This is a genomic window from Fibrobacterota bacterium, assembly GCA_019509785.1.
Taxonomy (GTDB): Bacteria; Fibrobacterota; Fibrobacteria; order UBA11236; family UBA11236; genus Chersky-265.
In genome coordinates this window covers 36,249-50,484 of sequence record JAEKLQ010000047.1, presented here as the reverse complement: position 1 = coordinate 50,484, position 14,236 = coordinate 36,249, and the positions used below count along the sequence as shown (strand labels likewise).

Below are 14,236 nucleotides of genomic sequence, written 5' to 3'. Positions count from 1 at the left end.
CTTGACGCGGGTCCCGTTTTTGCCATCATGGCAAAATGATTATCTGGGCCGATGGTCCTCCGATATAGTGATATTTACTGAGTCTTCTTTGAGGAGAATATGGAACCCGAGGCCATCCGTCCCGCCGATCGCGATCCTTCCCACGAGATCCTGAGCCAAGGCCACAATGGCCTCTTCCCTTTTTTCCATCCGCGCCGCGTGGCCGTTGTGGGAGCGACAGACAAGCAAGGCAGCGTCGGCCGCGCCGTGTTCCGCAACCTGTTGCGGAATCCGTCCGGGGTGCCCATCGTCCCGGTAAACCCCGCCCGCCCCAGCGTCGCCGATGTCAAGGCCTACCCCTCCCTCACCCGCATTCCCGACCCCGTGGATTTGGCCATCATCATCACCCCGGCCGCCAGCGTGCCCGGCCTGATCCAGGAATGCGTGGACATGGGAGTCCAGGCGGCGGTGATCATTTCCGCCGGCTTCCGGGAGACGGGCCCGGCCGGTTTGGCCATCGAGCAGGAAGTGATGCTGAAGGCCCGGGGAAAGCTCCGTATCATCGGGCCGAACTGCCTGGGCATCATGAACCCGCTTTTAGGGCTGAACGCCACCTTCGCCGGGGACGTGGCCCGGCCGGGGAACCTGGCCTTCCTGAGCCAGAGCGGGGCCCTCTGCACCGCCATTTTGGACTGGAGCCTGAAGGCGGGCATCGGCTTCAGCGGATTCGTTTCCACCGGATCGATGATGGACGTGGGCTGGGGCGACCTGATCGATTATTTCGGGGATGATCCGAACACCAAGGCCATCCTCCTCTACATGGAGACCATCGGCGACGCCCGCGCCTTCCTTTCCTCGGCGCGCGAGGTGGCCCTTTCCAAACCCATCATCGTCATCAAGGGCGGCCGCACCGAAGAAGCCGCCAAGGCGGTCTCTTCCCATACGGGCACCCTGGCCGGCAGCGACGCCGTGTTGGACGCGGCCTTCCGCCGCGTAGGCGTGCAGCGCGTGGATTCCATCGCCGAACTATTCTACCTGGCCTCGAGCCTGGGGCAGCAGCCTCGGCCCAAGGGGCCCAAACTCACCGTGGTCACCAACGCCGGCGGCCCCGGCGTGCTCTGCGTGGACGCCTTGATCCGGGACGGCGGCAGCCTCGCGCCATTGACGCCCGAGACCTCCAAGGCCCTGGACGCCATCCTTCCTCCGCATTGGAGCCACAACAATCCCATCGACGTGATCGGGGACGCCGATCCGGATCGGTTCACCGAAGCCGTCCGCATCGCCCTGGCCGATCCCGCCAGCGATGGCGTGCTTGCCATACTCACCGTGCAGGCCATGACCGATCCCGCCGTCACCGCGCAGAAGATGGCCTCGCTGGAGCGGCCTTCGGATACGCCTCTCCTCGCCAGCTGGATGGGCGGCGCCAGCATGGATGAGGGCATAAAGCTATTGAACGGCGCAGGCATTCCCACCTTCCCCTTCCCGGACACGGCGGCCCGGATTTTCAATTACATGGCCGCCTACCAGAAGAACCTCCGTAACTTGTATGAGACCCCCCGGATGCCCGGTAAGGAGGAAGATGCCCGCGAACGCCGCTCGGCGGTCGAGGCCATCCTGGCGGGACCATGGGAAGCGGGCCGCGCCACCCTGACCGAATGGGAATCGAAACGCGTATTGAAGGCCTACGGCGTGCCCGTGGTGGAGACGGCCGTGGCGCATTCGGAAGCGGATGCCGCCGAAAAGGCCGCATCCATCGGTTATCCGGTGGTCCTCAAGTTGCATAGCGAAACCCTGACCCATAAGACCGACGTGGATGGCGTGGTGCTCGATCTGAGGGATGCCGAACAGGTGCGGAAAGCCTTCCAGGCGATACGGGCTTCGGTGGCCACGAAGGCGGGCGCCCAGCATTTCCAAGGAGTAAGCGTACAACCCATGATCCGCGAAAAAGGCTATGAGCTGATCCTGGGGGGGAACGTTAATCCCCAGTTCGGACCAGTCGTCCTATTCGGCTGGGGCGGTACCTTGGTGGAGGTGATGCAGGATACCAGCCTGGCCCTGCCGCCGCTCAACACCAACCTCGCGCGCCTGCTGATGGAACGCACGCGCGTCTTCCGGGCCTTGCAGGGCGCGCGGGGCAAGCCGCGCGTGGACCTCAAAGCCCTCCAGGAGACCCTGGTGCGTTTCAGCTACATCATGCTGGAGAATCCCCGCATCAAGGAAATCGACATCAATCCCTTCCTGGTTTCGGACAAGGTGCAGATCGCCTTGGATGCCCGCGTCATCCTCCACGAACGGGATGTCGACTTGGACGGCCTCACGCGCCCGGCCATCCGCCCCTATCCGTCCCAATACATGTGGAACTTCTCGTTGCGAGACGGCCGCCGGGTTTTGCTCCGCCCCATCCGTCCGGAGGACGAACCCTTGATCGCCCGCTTCCATGGCCGCTTATCGGAGCGGACCGTTTATAACCGGTACTTGCGGACCACGCACCTCGATCATCGCGTGGCCCACGATCGCCTGGTGCGCATCTGCTTCAACGATTACGATCGCAACCTGGCCCTGATCGCGGTGACGGAAGCAGCGGGCGCCGGACAGCCCGAGGTTTCCGCCGTGGCCCGCTTGGTCAAGAAGCGCGGGGGCCAGGAAGCCGAACTCTCCCTCTTGGTCGAGGATGGCTATCAAAGCCAGGGACTTGGGAAAGAGTTGGTTCGGCGCCTGCTCCAGGTCGCCGTGGCGGAAGGCATGGAACGCGTGGTGGCGCATATCCTGGAATCCAACCAGGCGATGCAGGCCCTTTGCCGGGGCCTCGGCTTCCGGCTCAGCCCCGAAGGGACCGCGGATTCGGTCCTGGCGGTTTACGAGCTGGGCGCGCCGCATTGACAGGGCTTTGAGACTCGCCTCCCACGGGAAGTAACGCCTAAATACCAAGCTGAATGCCTCGAATCTAGCTTGTAGCTACAATGTAGTTATACTGCCTACATGCGCTTCGAATGGGATCCTAAGAAGGCCGAAAGCAACCGCAAATAGCACGGCATCTCCTTCGAACTTGCCAGATTGGTTTTCGGCGACCCTCTGGCGCTGTCCATTCCGGATGAGGAGCATTCGGAAGAGGAAGAACGATGGGTAACCGTTGGACAAGCGGGAAGCCAGCTTGTATTGGTGGTGGTACATACCAATCGGGGTAAAGAGGAAGAAGAAGTAGTCCGCCTCATTTCGGCGCGCAAAGCCACTATGAAGGAACGCAAGCAGTATGTGAAAGTGCCAGGAGGAGAACGATGAAGAAGGAGTACGATTTCAGTGCCGGGGAACGGGGAAAGTTCTTCCGCGAGAACAAGGTGCAGAAGACGTTGCGCCTCGATGCCGATATTTTGGAATACTTCCAGACTTTATCCAGTCGGAAGCATATTCCCTATCAGACTCTAATTAATAATGCCCTTCGGGATGCGATGCAACATCCGGGCGGTGGAATCGATTTGAAGATCTTGAAGAAGGAGATCCGCTCGGCCGTGCAAAGCGCACTCCGGAAGTAGTATCGTGCTTTTATTTGTCGGTACCGCACTGCGCAACCATACTCCGGCGCTTGGTCGCCGGAGTATGGTGATTTAATTCAGCGGTAGTAGAATCCGCGCACGTTGATTCCGCGTACGGATTTGACTTCCAGGAAATAGATGGAGTTGGGAACCAGCGCTTTAGGATAGGGGTACTCCATGCGGCCCGAGCCCTGCATGGAGGCCTTCACCCGGCCCTGGACGTCCAGGATGCGGATGGAATGCGCCCCATCGGCAAGAACGGAAAACATCTGGGGACCCACCGCAACCCAATCCACGGGGCCGCGTTCGATCCGTCCCGAGGTCCCGATGCCGGTCACGAGCTTTCCGGCGGGATGGAGGGCGGTGTCGGCGCAGGCCGCGCCCTTATACTCGATGCGCACGATGCCCGAGCAGGCATCGCTGTAATGCGCATCCCCCGAGCTGGTGCCGCCGGGGCAATTGATATTCACGACGTACAAGGCCCCGTCCGGGCCTTGCTGCAAATCCACCAGGGCGCTGATCCCGTTGGCGGTTCCCGAGCCGGTAGTGAAAATGCCGGGGCTGACCGCGACCGTTCCGACGATATTCCCTTCGCTATCAACCTTGGCGGGGCGGAGCTTGCGGGTATCGTAATCGCCCATCAGCCACACGTTATCCATTTGCGGGGGAAGCTTTCCGGGATTGGCGACGCGACCATCGTAATGGATGATCACGCTGCCCATGGCGCAGGAATGCGCATACGGATATTTCGGGGCAGTGAAGGGAGGCAAGGTATCCACGCCGGGACCGGGTGCGCCGGCCATGGTGGCGGTCCAGGTATTGACCGGATTGTCCTTGTTGGCGGGGATGTAGGTGGACCACGTTTTGTCGGTGGGTTCGGACGCCCCGTTCTTGTCGTATTGGCCGGAGCCGGCTTGGGAAGCCAATACGTTGGTGGAACCGGACCAGAAGGGCCAGCCGCCGAAAATGGACGTCAGGGTGTTGTGGTGGAACTCGGAGTTGCCCCCGTAATCCGGGCCGCATTGGCCATAGGCGACTTGTTTGCGGTACGGATCCACCGAAAAGGTGTAGTTGTTGCGAGTGCCTTTGATATAAATCTCGGGACGGACCTTGGTGGTATCCTTGTATTTGGCGGCCAGGGCCGTGCGCCCTTGCGCGGTGAACTTATTGCTCCAGACCTCGGCGAAGTTGCCCGGGGGGATGGTATAGCCGACCCCGTTATCATTGGGATGGATGCGGACCATGCTACCGCGCAGGTCATGGGTGTTGGCCGGACCGGTGAAGGCGGTTTCATTGTCGCCCACCGCCCAGTAAAGGTTGCCGTCGTTGTCGAACTCGATCGCGCCAGAGGTATGCCAGCGGTTACGGGCGCTCGGCACGTCGAGGATGATCTTCTCCGAACTCATATCCATCATATGGGTGGTTGGATTCATGGAGAACCGGGAAAGGCGATACGTTCCGCTGATGATGCTGTTGGCGGCGTTGGCGGTTACTTGATGGCTGTATACGACGTAAACCCGGTCCTTGAACGGCCGTTCTACGGCAACGCCTACGAGGCCGTCCTCGGTGGCATGGCTCACTTCCGGAACCGTTCCGATCAAGGTCAAGGTTTTAGCCGCGGCGTTGTAGTATTTCACGGCCCCGAAGCGCTCGATCATGATTATGTCCGCATGCGTGCTCGTATCGCTGGGCATGATGAAGGTCATCTTCACCGGGTCCGAAACCCCGGGGGTCGGGAAAAGGGTCTTGCTTACGATGGATGTCGTAGTGAAATCCGTCGCGCTTCCGGTCTCATCGAGATTGGAACAAGTCCCGGTCTTGGTAGGCGAGGTGTAGGTCCATCCGAAAGCCTGGTTCAGGGCCAAGGCCGGTAGCAAGAGGATCGGGAAAAATGACAGCTTAATATGTTTCATGACGTTTACCTTCCGCTTCATCCTTAGAAATAGCACCGAAAGAGGAAATAGACCCCGGGAAAATTTAGCTCAATTCGGAGCAAGATCCGATTGGCGAACCGATACCTGCCTCAAATGACCAATAACCCGGCCGTTGTTGGATGGGAGGATTTGAGAATTGTAAAAATAGGCCATGGGATGCTATGCGGCATTAGGGAATGGGCTTGGTCGGCAACCGGCGCCTCGTTACCCGGCCGAGGGCGCGACCGCTTGCAAATATCCCAGCACCCCGGGACACGCGCCCAGCACGATCAAAAGCAGAGCCAAGATCGCCAACCCGATCTTATGCGCCAGGGACAAGGCGATGGCCGACCGCCCTTCATCCGCTGGCGCCAGATAGGCTTCCTTAACCAGCAGCATGTAGTAGTAAAAGGACACGACCGCATTCCCTAGCGCGAAGGCCACGAGCACGTAGTGCCCCTCCCCCGCCGCGGCCGAGAAGAGGAGGAACTTTCCCAGGAAACCCGCCAAGGGGGGCAGGCCCGCCAAGGAAAACATGGTAAGGGCCAACAAGGCGGCCAATGCCGGACTCCGCCGGGAGAGCCCTCGCAGTCCGGCCAAGGTTTCCGGGCCCTCCTTGCCGATGATGCTGATGATGAAGTACAACGCGAAGCTGGTTACGCCATAGGCCAGCAGGTTGTATTGCAAGGCGACCCGTGCGGCCCCGGATTCCCCGGTGAAACCCACCAGGAAATAGCCTACCTGGGCGATGGAGGAATAGGCGACGAAGCGGCGCAGGTTGGATTGACGCATCGCACCCAGGTTCCCCACCGCCATGGTGAGGACGGCCGCCACCGAAAGGATGCCAATCAAGGAAGGCCGCAAGGGCTCCAAAGGCCCGAGGAATAAAAGGGCGGTAGCCGCCACCGCCGCGGCCTTGGACGCGACGGACAGGAATGCCATCACGGGCGTCGGGGAACCTTGGTAGACGTCCGGCGCCCACATATGCAGGGGCGCCATGGCCAACTTGAAGCCCAATCCTCCCAGCAGCAGGTAGACCCCGATCTGGAGCAGGCCCGTACCCGAGTTTCCCTGGGCCGCCAGGTTCAGGGCGTCGAATCCCAGGCTTCCCGCCGAGCCATACAGGAAGGAGATGCCGAACAAGGACAAGGCCGAAGAGAAACCGCCCATGAGCATATACTTGGATCCCGCTTCCACGGAATCGCCGTCCTTGGGTTGGAAGGCGGCCAGCGCATAAAGCGGCAAGGTGGCGAGCTCGATGCCGAGATAGAAGGTGAGCAGATCCCGGGCAGAGATGAGGGCGAACATGCCCAGGGTGCATAGCAGTAGTAAGGCGTAGAAGGTTCCGGGCCGCGTGAGGACGCCGCGGGCATTGCCTCCGGCCCGGAAGTAGGCCGGGGACAGGAGCACGGTGGCGAAGGTGGCAAGCAGGAAAATCTGCTTCCAAAGGCCGATATCCCGGCTGGTTCGATAACTACCAATGGAAGTGGTTAGATCGGTCCAGGAAGCCAGCGCCTCGAGGATCAGGATCGCGGACAATCCCGCCCAGGCCGCATGGAATACGCCCCTGCCTCCCCGGCGGACCGCCACGCCATCCCGGCCCATCTCCATTCCCAGGATGAGGATCGACAAACCCAAGAGGGCGATTTCCGGCAGGAAGGGCAGGATAATCATGCGAGCTTCACCGATTCAGGTTGTTGAGGATGGGTTGCAGGGCCCCGTCCACGAGGGAAACCAAAGGTCCGGGAAAGAGGCCAAGGGCCAAAATGCACGCCAAAAGGAGCGCCACCGGCGCCTTTTCCACCCAAGTAGCGTCGGTTAAGGTGGCGTTTCCGCTCCGCTCCGGGCCGTTCAGGATGGAATTGGTGGCGCGCAGCACGTACACGGCCGCCACTATGATGGAAGTGAGCGCAGCCGCCGTGCATAGGCGCGCCAGGGTCCTATCCGAGCTGAAGCCGCCCAGGAAAATGTTCAGCTCCGCCATGAAGCCCGCCATGCCGGGAAGCCCCAGGGCGGCGAATCCGGCCAGGACGAAACCCACGCCCAGGAAGGGCATCTTCGCCATCAGCCCGCCCATATCCGGGATCTGACGGGTATGCGTGCGGGAATAGATCATCCCGATGAGGCAGAACATCGCCGCCGTGATGAAGCCGTGGGCCAGCATTTGCAGCACCGCGCCGCGCAGGCCGATGGCGGTGAACACCGCCAATCCCAGGAAGACCAGCCCGCAGTGCGAGACGGAAGCATACGCGTTCAGGTACTTGAGATCCTTCTGCTTGGTCGCGACGAATGCGCCCCACACCGTCCCGGCCGCGGCCAGGACCAGGAAGACGTCCATCCATTCCCGCGCGCCCTCGGGCAGCAGGTACATGGCGATGCGGAGGCAACCGTAACTTCCCAGTTTCATGTGCACGCCCGCCAACAGCATGGAGATGGCGGTGGGCGCCGAAGCATGGCCGTCGGGAGACCAGATGTGGAAGGGGAACATGTTCCCCAGGATGCCGAAGCCCAGGAACAGGGACGGGAAGGCCCAGCGCTGGAAGCCCGCGCCGAAATGCACCTGGGCCAGTTCCAGGATGTCGAAACTGCGGATGCCGCTCTGGAAGAAAAGCCCGAAGATGCCCACCAGGATCAGGGCCGATCCGCCCATGAGCATAAGGTTGAGCTTCATGGCCGCGTAGGACTTGCGGCCGCTCCCGAACAGGCCGATGAGGAGATAAGTGGGGATAAGCGTGAGCTCGTTGAAGACGAAGAAGGTGAAGAGATCGAAGGAGATGAAGCTTCCGAATACGCCCGCCGCGAGCAATTGCAGCAGGATGAAGAATTCCTTGGCCTTACCTCCCGATCCATGCGGGCCGTGCTGATCGGCCTCGATGTTCCAGCTCGCCAGCGCTCCCGTGAATACGATCACGGCGGCCAGGAACATCAGGGACATCGATATGGCATCCACTCCCACCTGGTAATGGATGTTCAGGGAGGGGAACCAGGGAAGCTTGGCGGCGAAGGCCAGGGCGGTGACGCTGGACCCGGACGGGGCGATTGGCGGATGCAGGGCGAAGATAGTGCCGAGATAAACGATCAGGGCCAGCACCGCGGCGTTCACGGCCAGGGTGAAGCGGCGGACGACGGCGAGCCTGTCCGCGGGAATGGCCATCAGGATGAAGGCCGACGCCAAAGGCGCAAGCCAGGTGAGGCTGAGGAGCAGGCTGCCCGAGGAACCCGAGGCGTCCATTAGAAAAGCGTCCTTCCAAGAAGGCAAAGGAGGATGAGGCCCAGGAGCGCCACCGCGATATAGCGTTGCACCTGCCCGTTCTGGAACCGGCTCTGGCCCGCCGCGAGACGGCGGATCATGCCGATGCCGGCATCGAATGAGCCGTTGATGATCTTGCGCTCGGTCCAGTTTGCCGGCGCCGCCACTCCGCGATTGACCGCCTTGCGCGCCAGGAACAGGTAGAGATCATCGATGTAGAACTTGTTCTGAATCAGGCGATACCAGGCAGGCGCCGTACCTTCAGGATAGCCGACCTTCCGATCCTTGCGGCCATAAAACAACCAGCCCAGGAGGACCCCGGACGCCGCCATGGCCGAAGCTATCCAAGGAAGCCAGGCGAGGTCGCCCTCGGGAGCCGTCGTTTCACCAGCTCCCATCGCGTCGGAGAAGGCGCCGGGCACTACGTGGGCCACGAAGAAATCCTTCGTCAGCCATCCGATCACGGCGCTGGGTAGGGCCAGGATGAGAATGGGAAGCACCATTAACCATGCTTCATGGGGGGGAGCGGCAGGGCCATGGGATTGATCCGCACGGCTCGCGGCGGGCCCGTGGAAGGCCAACAAGAAATAGCGGGTCATGTAGAAGGCGGTGAGACCGCCGGTGATCAAGGTGGCGGCGAAGCCGATGTAATGCCCGTTCCGGAAGGCCGCCAAGAGGATTTCGTCCTTGGAGAAAAACCCCGAAAAGGGCGGGAGGCCGGCGATGGCCAGCACCGCGATCAAGGTGGCGGCATAGGTCAGGGGCAAGGCCTTGCGTAGACCGCCCGCGTCCCGTATATCGTTGCTATGGATGGCGTGGATGACCACGCCCGCCGAGAGGAATAGCAGGCACTTGAAGAAGGCATGGGTGAAGACGTGGAACATGGAGGCCGAGTAGGCCAGCACGTAAGGCAGGGCCTGTCCGGCGTCCGCATGGGCGGGCGCGCCGGCCCCCAACGAAGCCATCATCAGGCCCAATTGGGAGAGAGTGGAAAAAGCCAGGATGCGTTTCAGATCCATCTGGGTGCAGGCGATGACGGCGGCGAAGAGCGCCGTAAAGCCGCCGGTGATTTCCACCACGGTCAAGGTGGACCCGGACGCCGAGAACAGCGGGAAGAGGCGGGCGGTCAGATAGACGCCGGCCACCACCATGGTGGCGGAATGGATCAGGGAGGAAACCGGCGTGGGGCCTTCCATGGCATCGGGAAGCCACCCATGCAGGGGGAACATGGCCGATTTACCCCAAGCGCCCATGAAGATGAGGAAGGTCCCCAGGGCCAGCAGGTTCACGGAGCAGAAGCCGAGGGCTACCTTCTGGTTCAGCGCCGCGGCCGCGGCGGGGCTGTTCAGCACCAGGAAGTCGAAGCCGTTGGCCCGTAATCCCACCAACAACGCGCCCATCAGGAAGAAGGCGTCCGCGAAGCGGGTCATGATGAAGGCCTTCTTGCTGGCGGCCACCGCCGCGGGCTTCCGGTACCAGAACCCGATTAGTAGGTAAGAAGAAACGCCGACCAGTTCCCAGAAGAAGAAGGTTTCCAGCAGATTACTGGAGGCCACCAAGCCCAGCATGGCGAAGGTGAAAAAGGAGAGCGTGGGGAAAAAGCGTCCCGCCCCTTCATCGCCCTGCATGTAGCCGATGGAGTAGACGTGCACCAGGAAGGAGATGCAGGCGACGACCAGTACCATCATCACCGAAATGGGATCCAACAGGAAGCCGAACCTGGCCGCTTGCGTCGCGCCGGGGCCGAAGGGAAGCCAGAGGTGATCGAAAGCCAAAGCGGTTTGGCCGGGGAATTCCGGGCGGCCGAGGACTTGGGCATGATAGCCCAAGGCCAGGACGATGGCTAAGGCCAAGGTTCCGCCCATGAGGACGGCGGCCGACCAACCGGATGCCTTGGCGCTTTTGCGCCCGAGCCAAAGTCCGTTGATCAGGAAGGAAAGGAGCGGCAGCAGGAGAACGCCATAGGCGGCAAGTACCAGTGCTCCGCCGAGGATTGGGTTGGAAGGGCCCTCGCTATCCATGTAATCCGTCCAAATCCGTGGGATCGAGATCGCGGCGCGCGCGGTGCAAGGCGATGACGATGGCGAGCCCCAGGGCCATTTCCGCCGCCGTAACCGCCACCGCGAAGAGCACGAAAATTGGTCCCGCCTCGGCATCGCGCGCGCCCGGTCCGCCGCCGAAACGGGCGAAGGCCACGAAGTTGATGAGGGCGGCGTTGACCATGAGTTCCAGCGACATGAGGGCGGCGATCATGTTCCGCCGCGTCAAGAGCCCGTAGGCGCCCATGGCGAAAAGCAGGGCGGTGACTCCCAGGCAAACGGTGAGGTTCATGGGCCCGCCTGGGGTTCGGCCTTACCTTCCGCCGCGCCGCTCGGCCGCGCGATGGCGATGGCCCCGACCATTGCGGCCAGCAGCAGGACGGAAACGAGTTCGAAAGGAACCAGGAACCCTCCGGGCCCGGCATCGAGCAACCTCAATCCCAGGGATTTGACGGAAGCGATATTCCCGACGGCGCCTTCGGAGCCCGTTCCCGCCGATCGGAAAAATCCCGCCAAGGCGATCAGGGATGCCAGGGAGACCGCCGCCGCGGATCCGGACGCGCGCCAAGCGGGAGCCGGCATATGGCCGCCCAGCTCCGAAGTCAGAAGCACCGCATAGAGCACGAAGATCATGATGCCGCCGATGTAGACCATCACTTGCACCAGGGCCACTAGTTCGGCCTGGAGCAAAAGGAATAGGATGGCGGTGGCGAACAGGACGCCGAGCAGGGCCAGGGCCGCGCGGAACAGGTTGCGGGCTGCCACGGTAAGCACGGCCAGTCCCAAGAGCGCCGAACAGACGGCGAAACCGAAGAGGTCGCGCATGCCTAGCGGCCCTCCCTTTTATTGAGGATCCGATCGAGTTCGTCCCGCGTGTAACCGGATAACTCGAAACCATGCCCCATGCGGATGGCGTCGAACGGGCAGGCTTCGATGCACAGGTTGCAAAGCGTACAGGAGGAAAGGCGGTAGACGAATTCGCCCAGCACCCGTTTGCCGGCGATGTTCTTGGTCGTGAGGATGGAAATGCTGCCGTTGGGGCAAGCCTTCTCGCACAAGGTGCAGGCCGTGCAATTATGTTCGCCCTGTTCATCATGGGGCATCACCACTTCGCCGCGGAACGCCTGCGGGAATTTCAGGGTGTCACGGTTTTCCGGGTAGGGCCGCGTTACGATCCTTGATGGCCGCAGCAAGTAACCGAGTGTTACGGCCATGCCCTTGATCAGGGAAGCCGCATCGCGCAGCAACCGCCCGATGCCGAATTCCTCAGGCTGAGGGGTCTCGTTAGGGTTGATGGGTTCAGTGTTCATGATGGCGATTCAGGGCAACATGAGGTTAAAGGTGATGAGGCCGGCGCCCAACAACAGGTTGGCCAGGGAGGCGGGCAAAAGGATCTTCCATTCCAACGCGAGCAGATGATCGATGCGCAGCCGCGGGAAGGTCCAGCGGAACCACATGTACAGGAAGATGAGGAAATAAGCCTTGAGACCGAACCACATCCAGCCCGGCACGAAATCGAGAACGGTATCCACCGGACCCAGCCCGATATGGGGCGCCAGGAATCCGCCCAGGAAGAAAGTGGCGCCCAGCCCGGCGGCCGCGAACATGTTCACGAACTCGGCCAGGAAGAACATGGAGAATCCCATTCCGGCATACTCCGTGTGGAATCCCCCCGTCAGCTCCGATTCCGCTTCCGACAAATCCAGCGGGCCCCGATTCAGTTCGGCCGTCGAAGACACCAGGAAAAGCAGGAAAGCCAACAGGCCCGAGCCCGGCAGCTTCACGATCCACCAATCCAGCACCGTTCCCTGCTGGGACATCACGATCCCCCGCAAAGAGGCTGTCCCGCTGGCCATGACCACCAGTAGCATGCACAGCACCATGGAGAGCTCGTAGGAGAAAAGCTGGGCGCCCGCGCGCATGGCCCCCAGCAAGGAATACTTGTTGTTCGATCCCCAACCGCCGATCAGGATGCCCAGGATCCCGAGGCCGGAAACCGCGGCCAGGTACACTACGCCGGCTTCCGGATCCGCCGCTTGCAGGTTCGCATCGAAGGGAATGACCGCCAGCACCAGGAAGGATCCGGTGATGGGCAATAGCGGCGCCAGGTAATAAGCCAGCACGTCCACGGCCTTTGGCCGGAGGTTTTCCTTGAGTAGTAGCTTGATGGAGTCGGCGATAGGTTGCAGAGCGCCGTGCCAGCCGACCCGCATGGGGCCGAGGCGGGCCTGGAAATGCGCGCACATCTTGCGCTCGAGCCAGACCAGGAAAATGGCCGTGACCACCACCAGGGCGGCGACCGCGGCCACGGCGATGGCCCCGTTCACGATGGCCGCCGGGAGCGGCGGCAAAAGCTCGCGCACGAAATCGCCGACGGGATGGTTGACGGGATAGGCCTTCATCGATCGATATCCGGGACGATGATGTCCAAGGTGGAGAGGATGGTCACCAGGTCGGCGATCTTGCCTCCGGCCGCCATCTCGTTCAGGGCCGAAAGGTTGGAAAAGTTCGGGGAGCGGGTCTTGATGCGGTAGGGCTTGAAGCTATTGTCGGAAACCATATAGGTGCAATTCATCCCTCGCGCCGTCTCTACCGACGCGAAATACGATCCCGCCGGAACCTTATAGGCCGGCTTCTCCTTAGAGCGGTATTGCCCTTCCGGGAAGCTATCCGCCGCCTGTTCCAGGATGCGGATGGATTGCCGCATCTCCTCCATACGCACCATATAGCGATCATAGCAGTCGCCGTTCCGGCCCACGGGCACATCGAACTGGAACCGGTCGTAGATGGAATAAGGCTGATGCTTGCGCACGTCGAAGTCCATCCCGGACGCCCGCCCCACCGGCCCGGTGCAGCCGTAGCTGATCGCCTTCTCGCGGGACAGGCAGCCGACCTTGTAGCTGCGTTCCCGGATGATGGGATTCTTGGAGAGCAAGGTGTCGAACTCATGCAGGTTGAACTTCATGTCCTCGATGATTTCGCGCACGCGCGGGATGAAGCCGGGCGGCACGTCCGCACTCGATCCCCCGGGCCGGAAGAAGTTCATGGTGAGCCGGGCCCCGCACAGCTCCTCGAATAGGGCGGTGATCTTTTCCCGCTCCTTGAAGCCGTACAGGAAGGCGGTCACCGCCCCCAGATCCATACCGAAACATCCCCACCATAAAAGATGGCTCTGGATGCGTTGCAGCTCGGAAACCATCACGCGGATGTATTCCCCGCGTTCCGGCACGCCGATGCCCATGGCCTTCTCGATGGCCAGGCAGACGCACAGGTTATTCATATGGCTGGAGAGATAATCCATCCGATCGGTGAGATGGATGTACTGGACGAAGGTCTCGTTCTCCCCCATCTTCTCGATGGCCCGATGGATGAAGCCCAGATGCGGCACCACCTGGATGACGGTCTCGCCATCGAGGCGCACCACCAGTTTGAGCACCCCGTGGGTGGACGGGTGCTGCGGGCCCATGTTGAGGAAGTACTCCTGGCTCCCGTCGGAAAGCGTTTCCCGCAAGGCGAATCCCGGGG

11 protein-coding genes and 1 pseudogene are annotated in these 14,236 nt (G+C 61.7%); 3 read left to right on the top strand and 9 right to left on the bottom strand.

Going from position 1 to position 14,236, the window contains the following annotated elements; translation table 11 throughout:
- Window positions 1-99: 99 nt before the first annotated feature.
- The 3 genes and pseudogenes from JF616_14285 (at window position 100) to JF616_14275 (ending at window position 3,509) form a co-directional block, all read left to right on the top strand.
- Entirely contained in the window at window positions 100-2,859 is a 2,760-nt protein-coding gene (locus JF616_14285; protein MBW8888919.1) for a bifunctional acetate--CoA ligase family protein/GNAT family N-acetyltransferase, read from the top strand.
- A gap of 99 nt (window positions 2,860-2,958) precedes the next feature.
- Window positions 2,959-3,258 (top strand): annotated as a pseudogene (locus tag JF616_14280) (BrnT family toxin).
- Window positions 3,255-3,509, top strand: a complete 255-nt coding sequence (locus JF616_14275) for a BrnA antitoxin family protein (protein MBW8888918.1) — start codon at window positions 3,255-3,257, stop codon at window positions 3,507-3,509. The pseudogene JF616_14280 and the gene JF616_14275 overlap by 4 nt, the downstream one beginning before the upstream one ends.
- A 77-nt stretch (window positions 3,510-3,586) precedes the next feature.
- On the opposite strand, the gene JF616_14270 is transcribed toward JF616_14275, so the two are convergent.
- The 9 genes from JF616_14270 to JF616_14230 all read right to left on the bottom strand — a co-directional run bounded on the left by JF616_14270 (window position 3,587) and on the right by JF616_14230 (window position 14,177).
- The gene (locus JF616_14270; GenBank protein MBW8888917.1) at window positions 3,587-5,422 is read right to left on the bottom strand and encodes a PQQ-dependent sugar dehydrogenase; all 1,836 of its coding nucleotides are present in this window, start codon (window positions 5,420-5,422) and stop codon (window positions 3,587-3,589) included.
- 225 nt (window positions 5,423-5,647) lie between these two features.
- Window positions 5,648-7,096 (bottom strand): NADH-quinone oxidoreductase subunit N, encoded by a 1,449-nt coding sequence (locus JF616_14265; GenBank protein MBW8888916.1) that lies wholly within the window; start codon window positions 7,094-7,096, stop codon window positions 5,648-5,650.
- Window positions 7,097-7,103: 7 nt separating this feature from the next.
- Entirely contained in the window at window positions 7,104-8,654 is a 1,551-nt protein-coding gene (locus JF616_14260; GenBank protein MBW8888915.1) for an NADH-quinone oxidoreductase subunit M, read from the bottom strand.
- Window positions 8,654-10,693, bottom strand: a complete 2,040-nt coding sequence (gene nuoL / locus JF616_14255; GenBank protein ID MBW8888914.1) for an NADH-quinone oxidoreductase subunit L — start codon at window positions 10,691-10,693, stop codon at window positions 8,654-8,656. The genes JF616_14260 and nuoL overlap by 1 nt, the downstream gene beginning before the upstream one ends.
- Complete coding sequence (gene nuoK / locus JF616_14250; protein MBW8888913.1) at window positions 10,686-11,003, bottom strand: NADH-quinone oxidoreductase subunit NuoK; 318 nt, start codon at window positions 11,001-11,003, stop codon at window positions 10,686-10,688. The genes nuoL and nuoK overlap by 8 nt, the downstream gene beginning before the upstream one ends.
- The gene (locus JF616_14245; protein MBW8888912.1) at window positions 11,000-11,536 is read right to left on the bottom strand and encodes an NADH-quinone oxidoreductase subunit J; all 537 of its coding nucleotides are present in this window, start codon (window positions 11,534-11,536) and stop codon (window positions 11,000-11,002) included. The genes nuoK and JF616_14245 overlap by 4 nt, the downstream gene beginning before the upstream one ends.
- 2 nt (window positions 11,537-11,538) lie before the next feature.
- Window positions 11,539-12,021, bottom strand: a complete 483-nt coding sequence (locus JF616_14240) for a 4Fe-4S binding protein (GenBank protein MBW8888911.1) — start codon at window positions 12,019-12,021, stop codon at window positions 11,539-11,541.
- 9 nt (window positions 12,022-12,030) lie between these two features.
- Window positions 12,031-13,113: an NADH-quinone oxidoreductase subunit NuoH gene (gene nuoH, locus JF616_14235; GenBank protein MBW8888910.1), complete on the bottom strand. Its 1,083-nt coding sequence runs from the start codon at window positions 13,111-13,113 to the stop codon at window positions 12,031-12,033.
- The gene (locus JF616_14230) at window positions 13,110-14,177 is read right to left on the bottom strand and encodes an NADH-quinone oxidoreductase subunit D (GenBank protein ID MBW8888909.1); all 1,068 of its coding nucleotides are present in this window, start codon (window positions 14,175-14,177) and stop codon (window positions 13,110-13,112) included. The genes nuoH and JF616_14230 overlap by 4 nt, the downstream gene beginning before the upstream one ends.
- Window positions 14,178-14,236 lie beyond the last annotated feature (59 nt).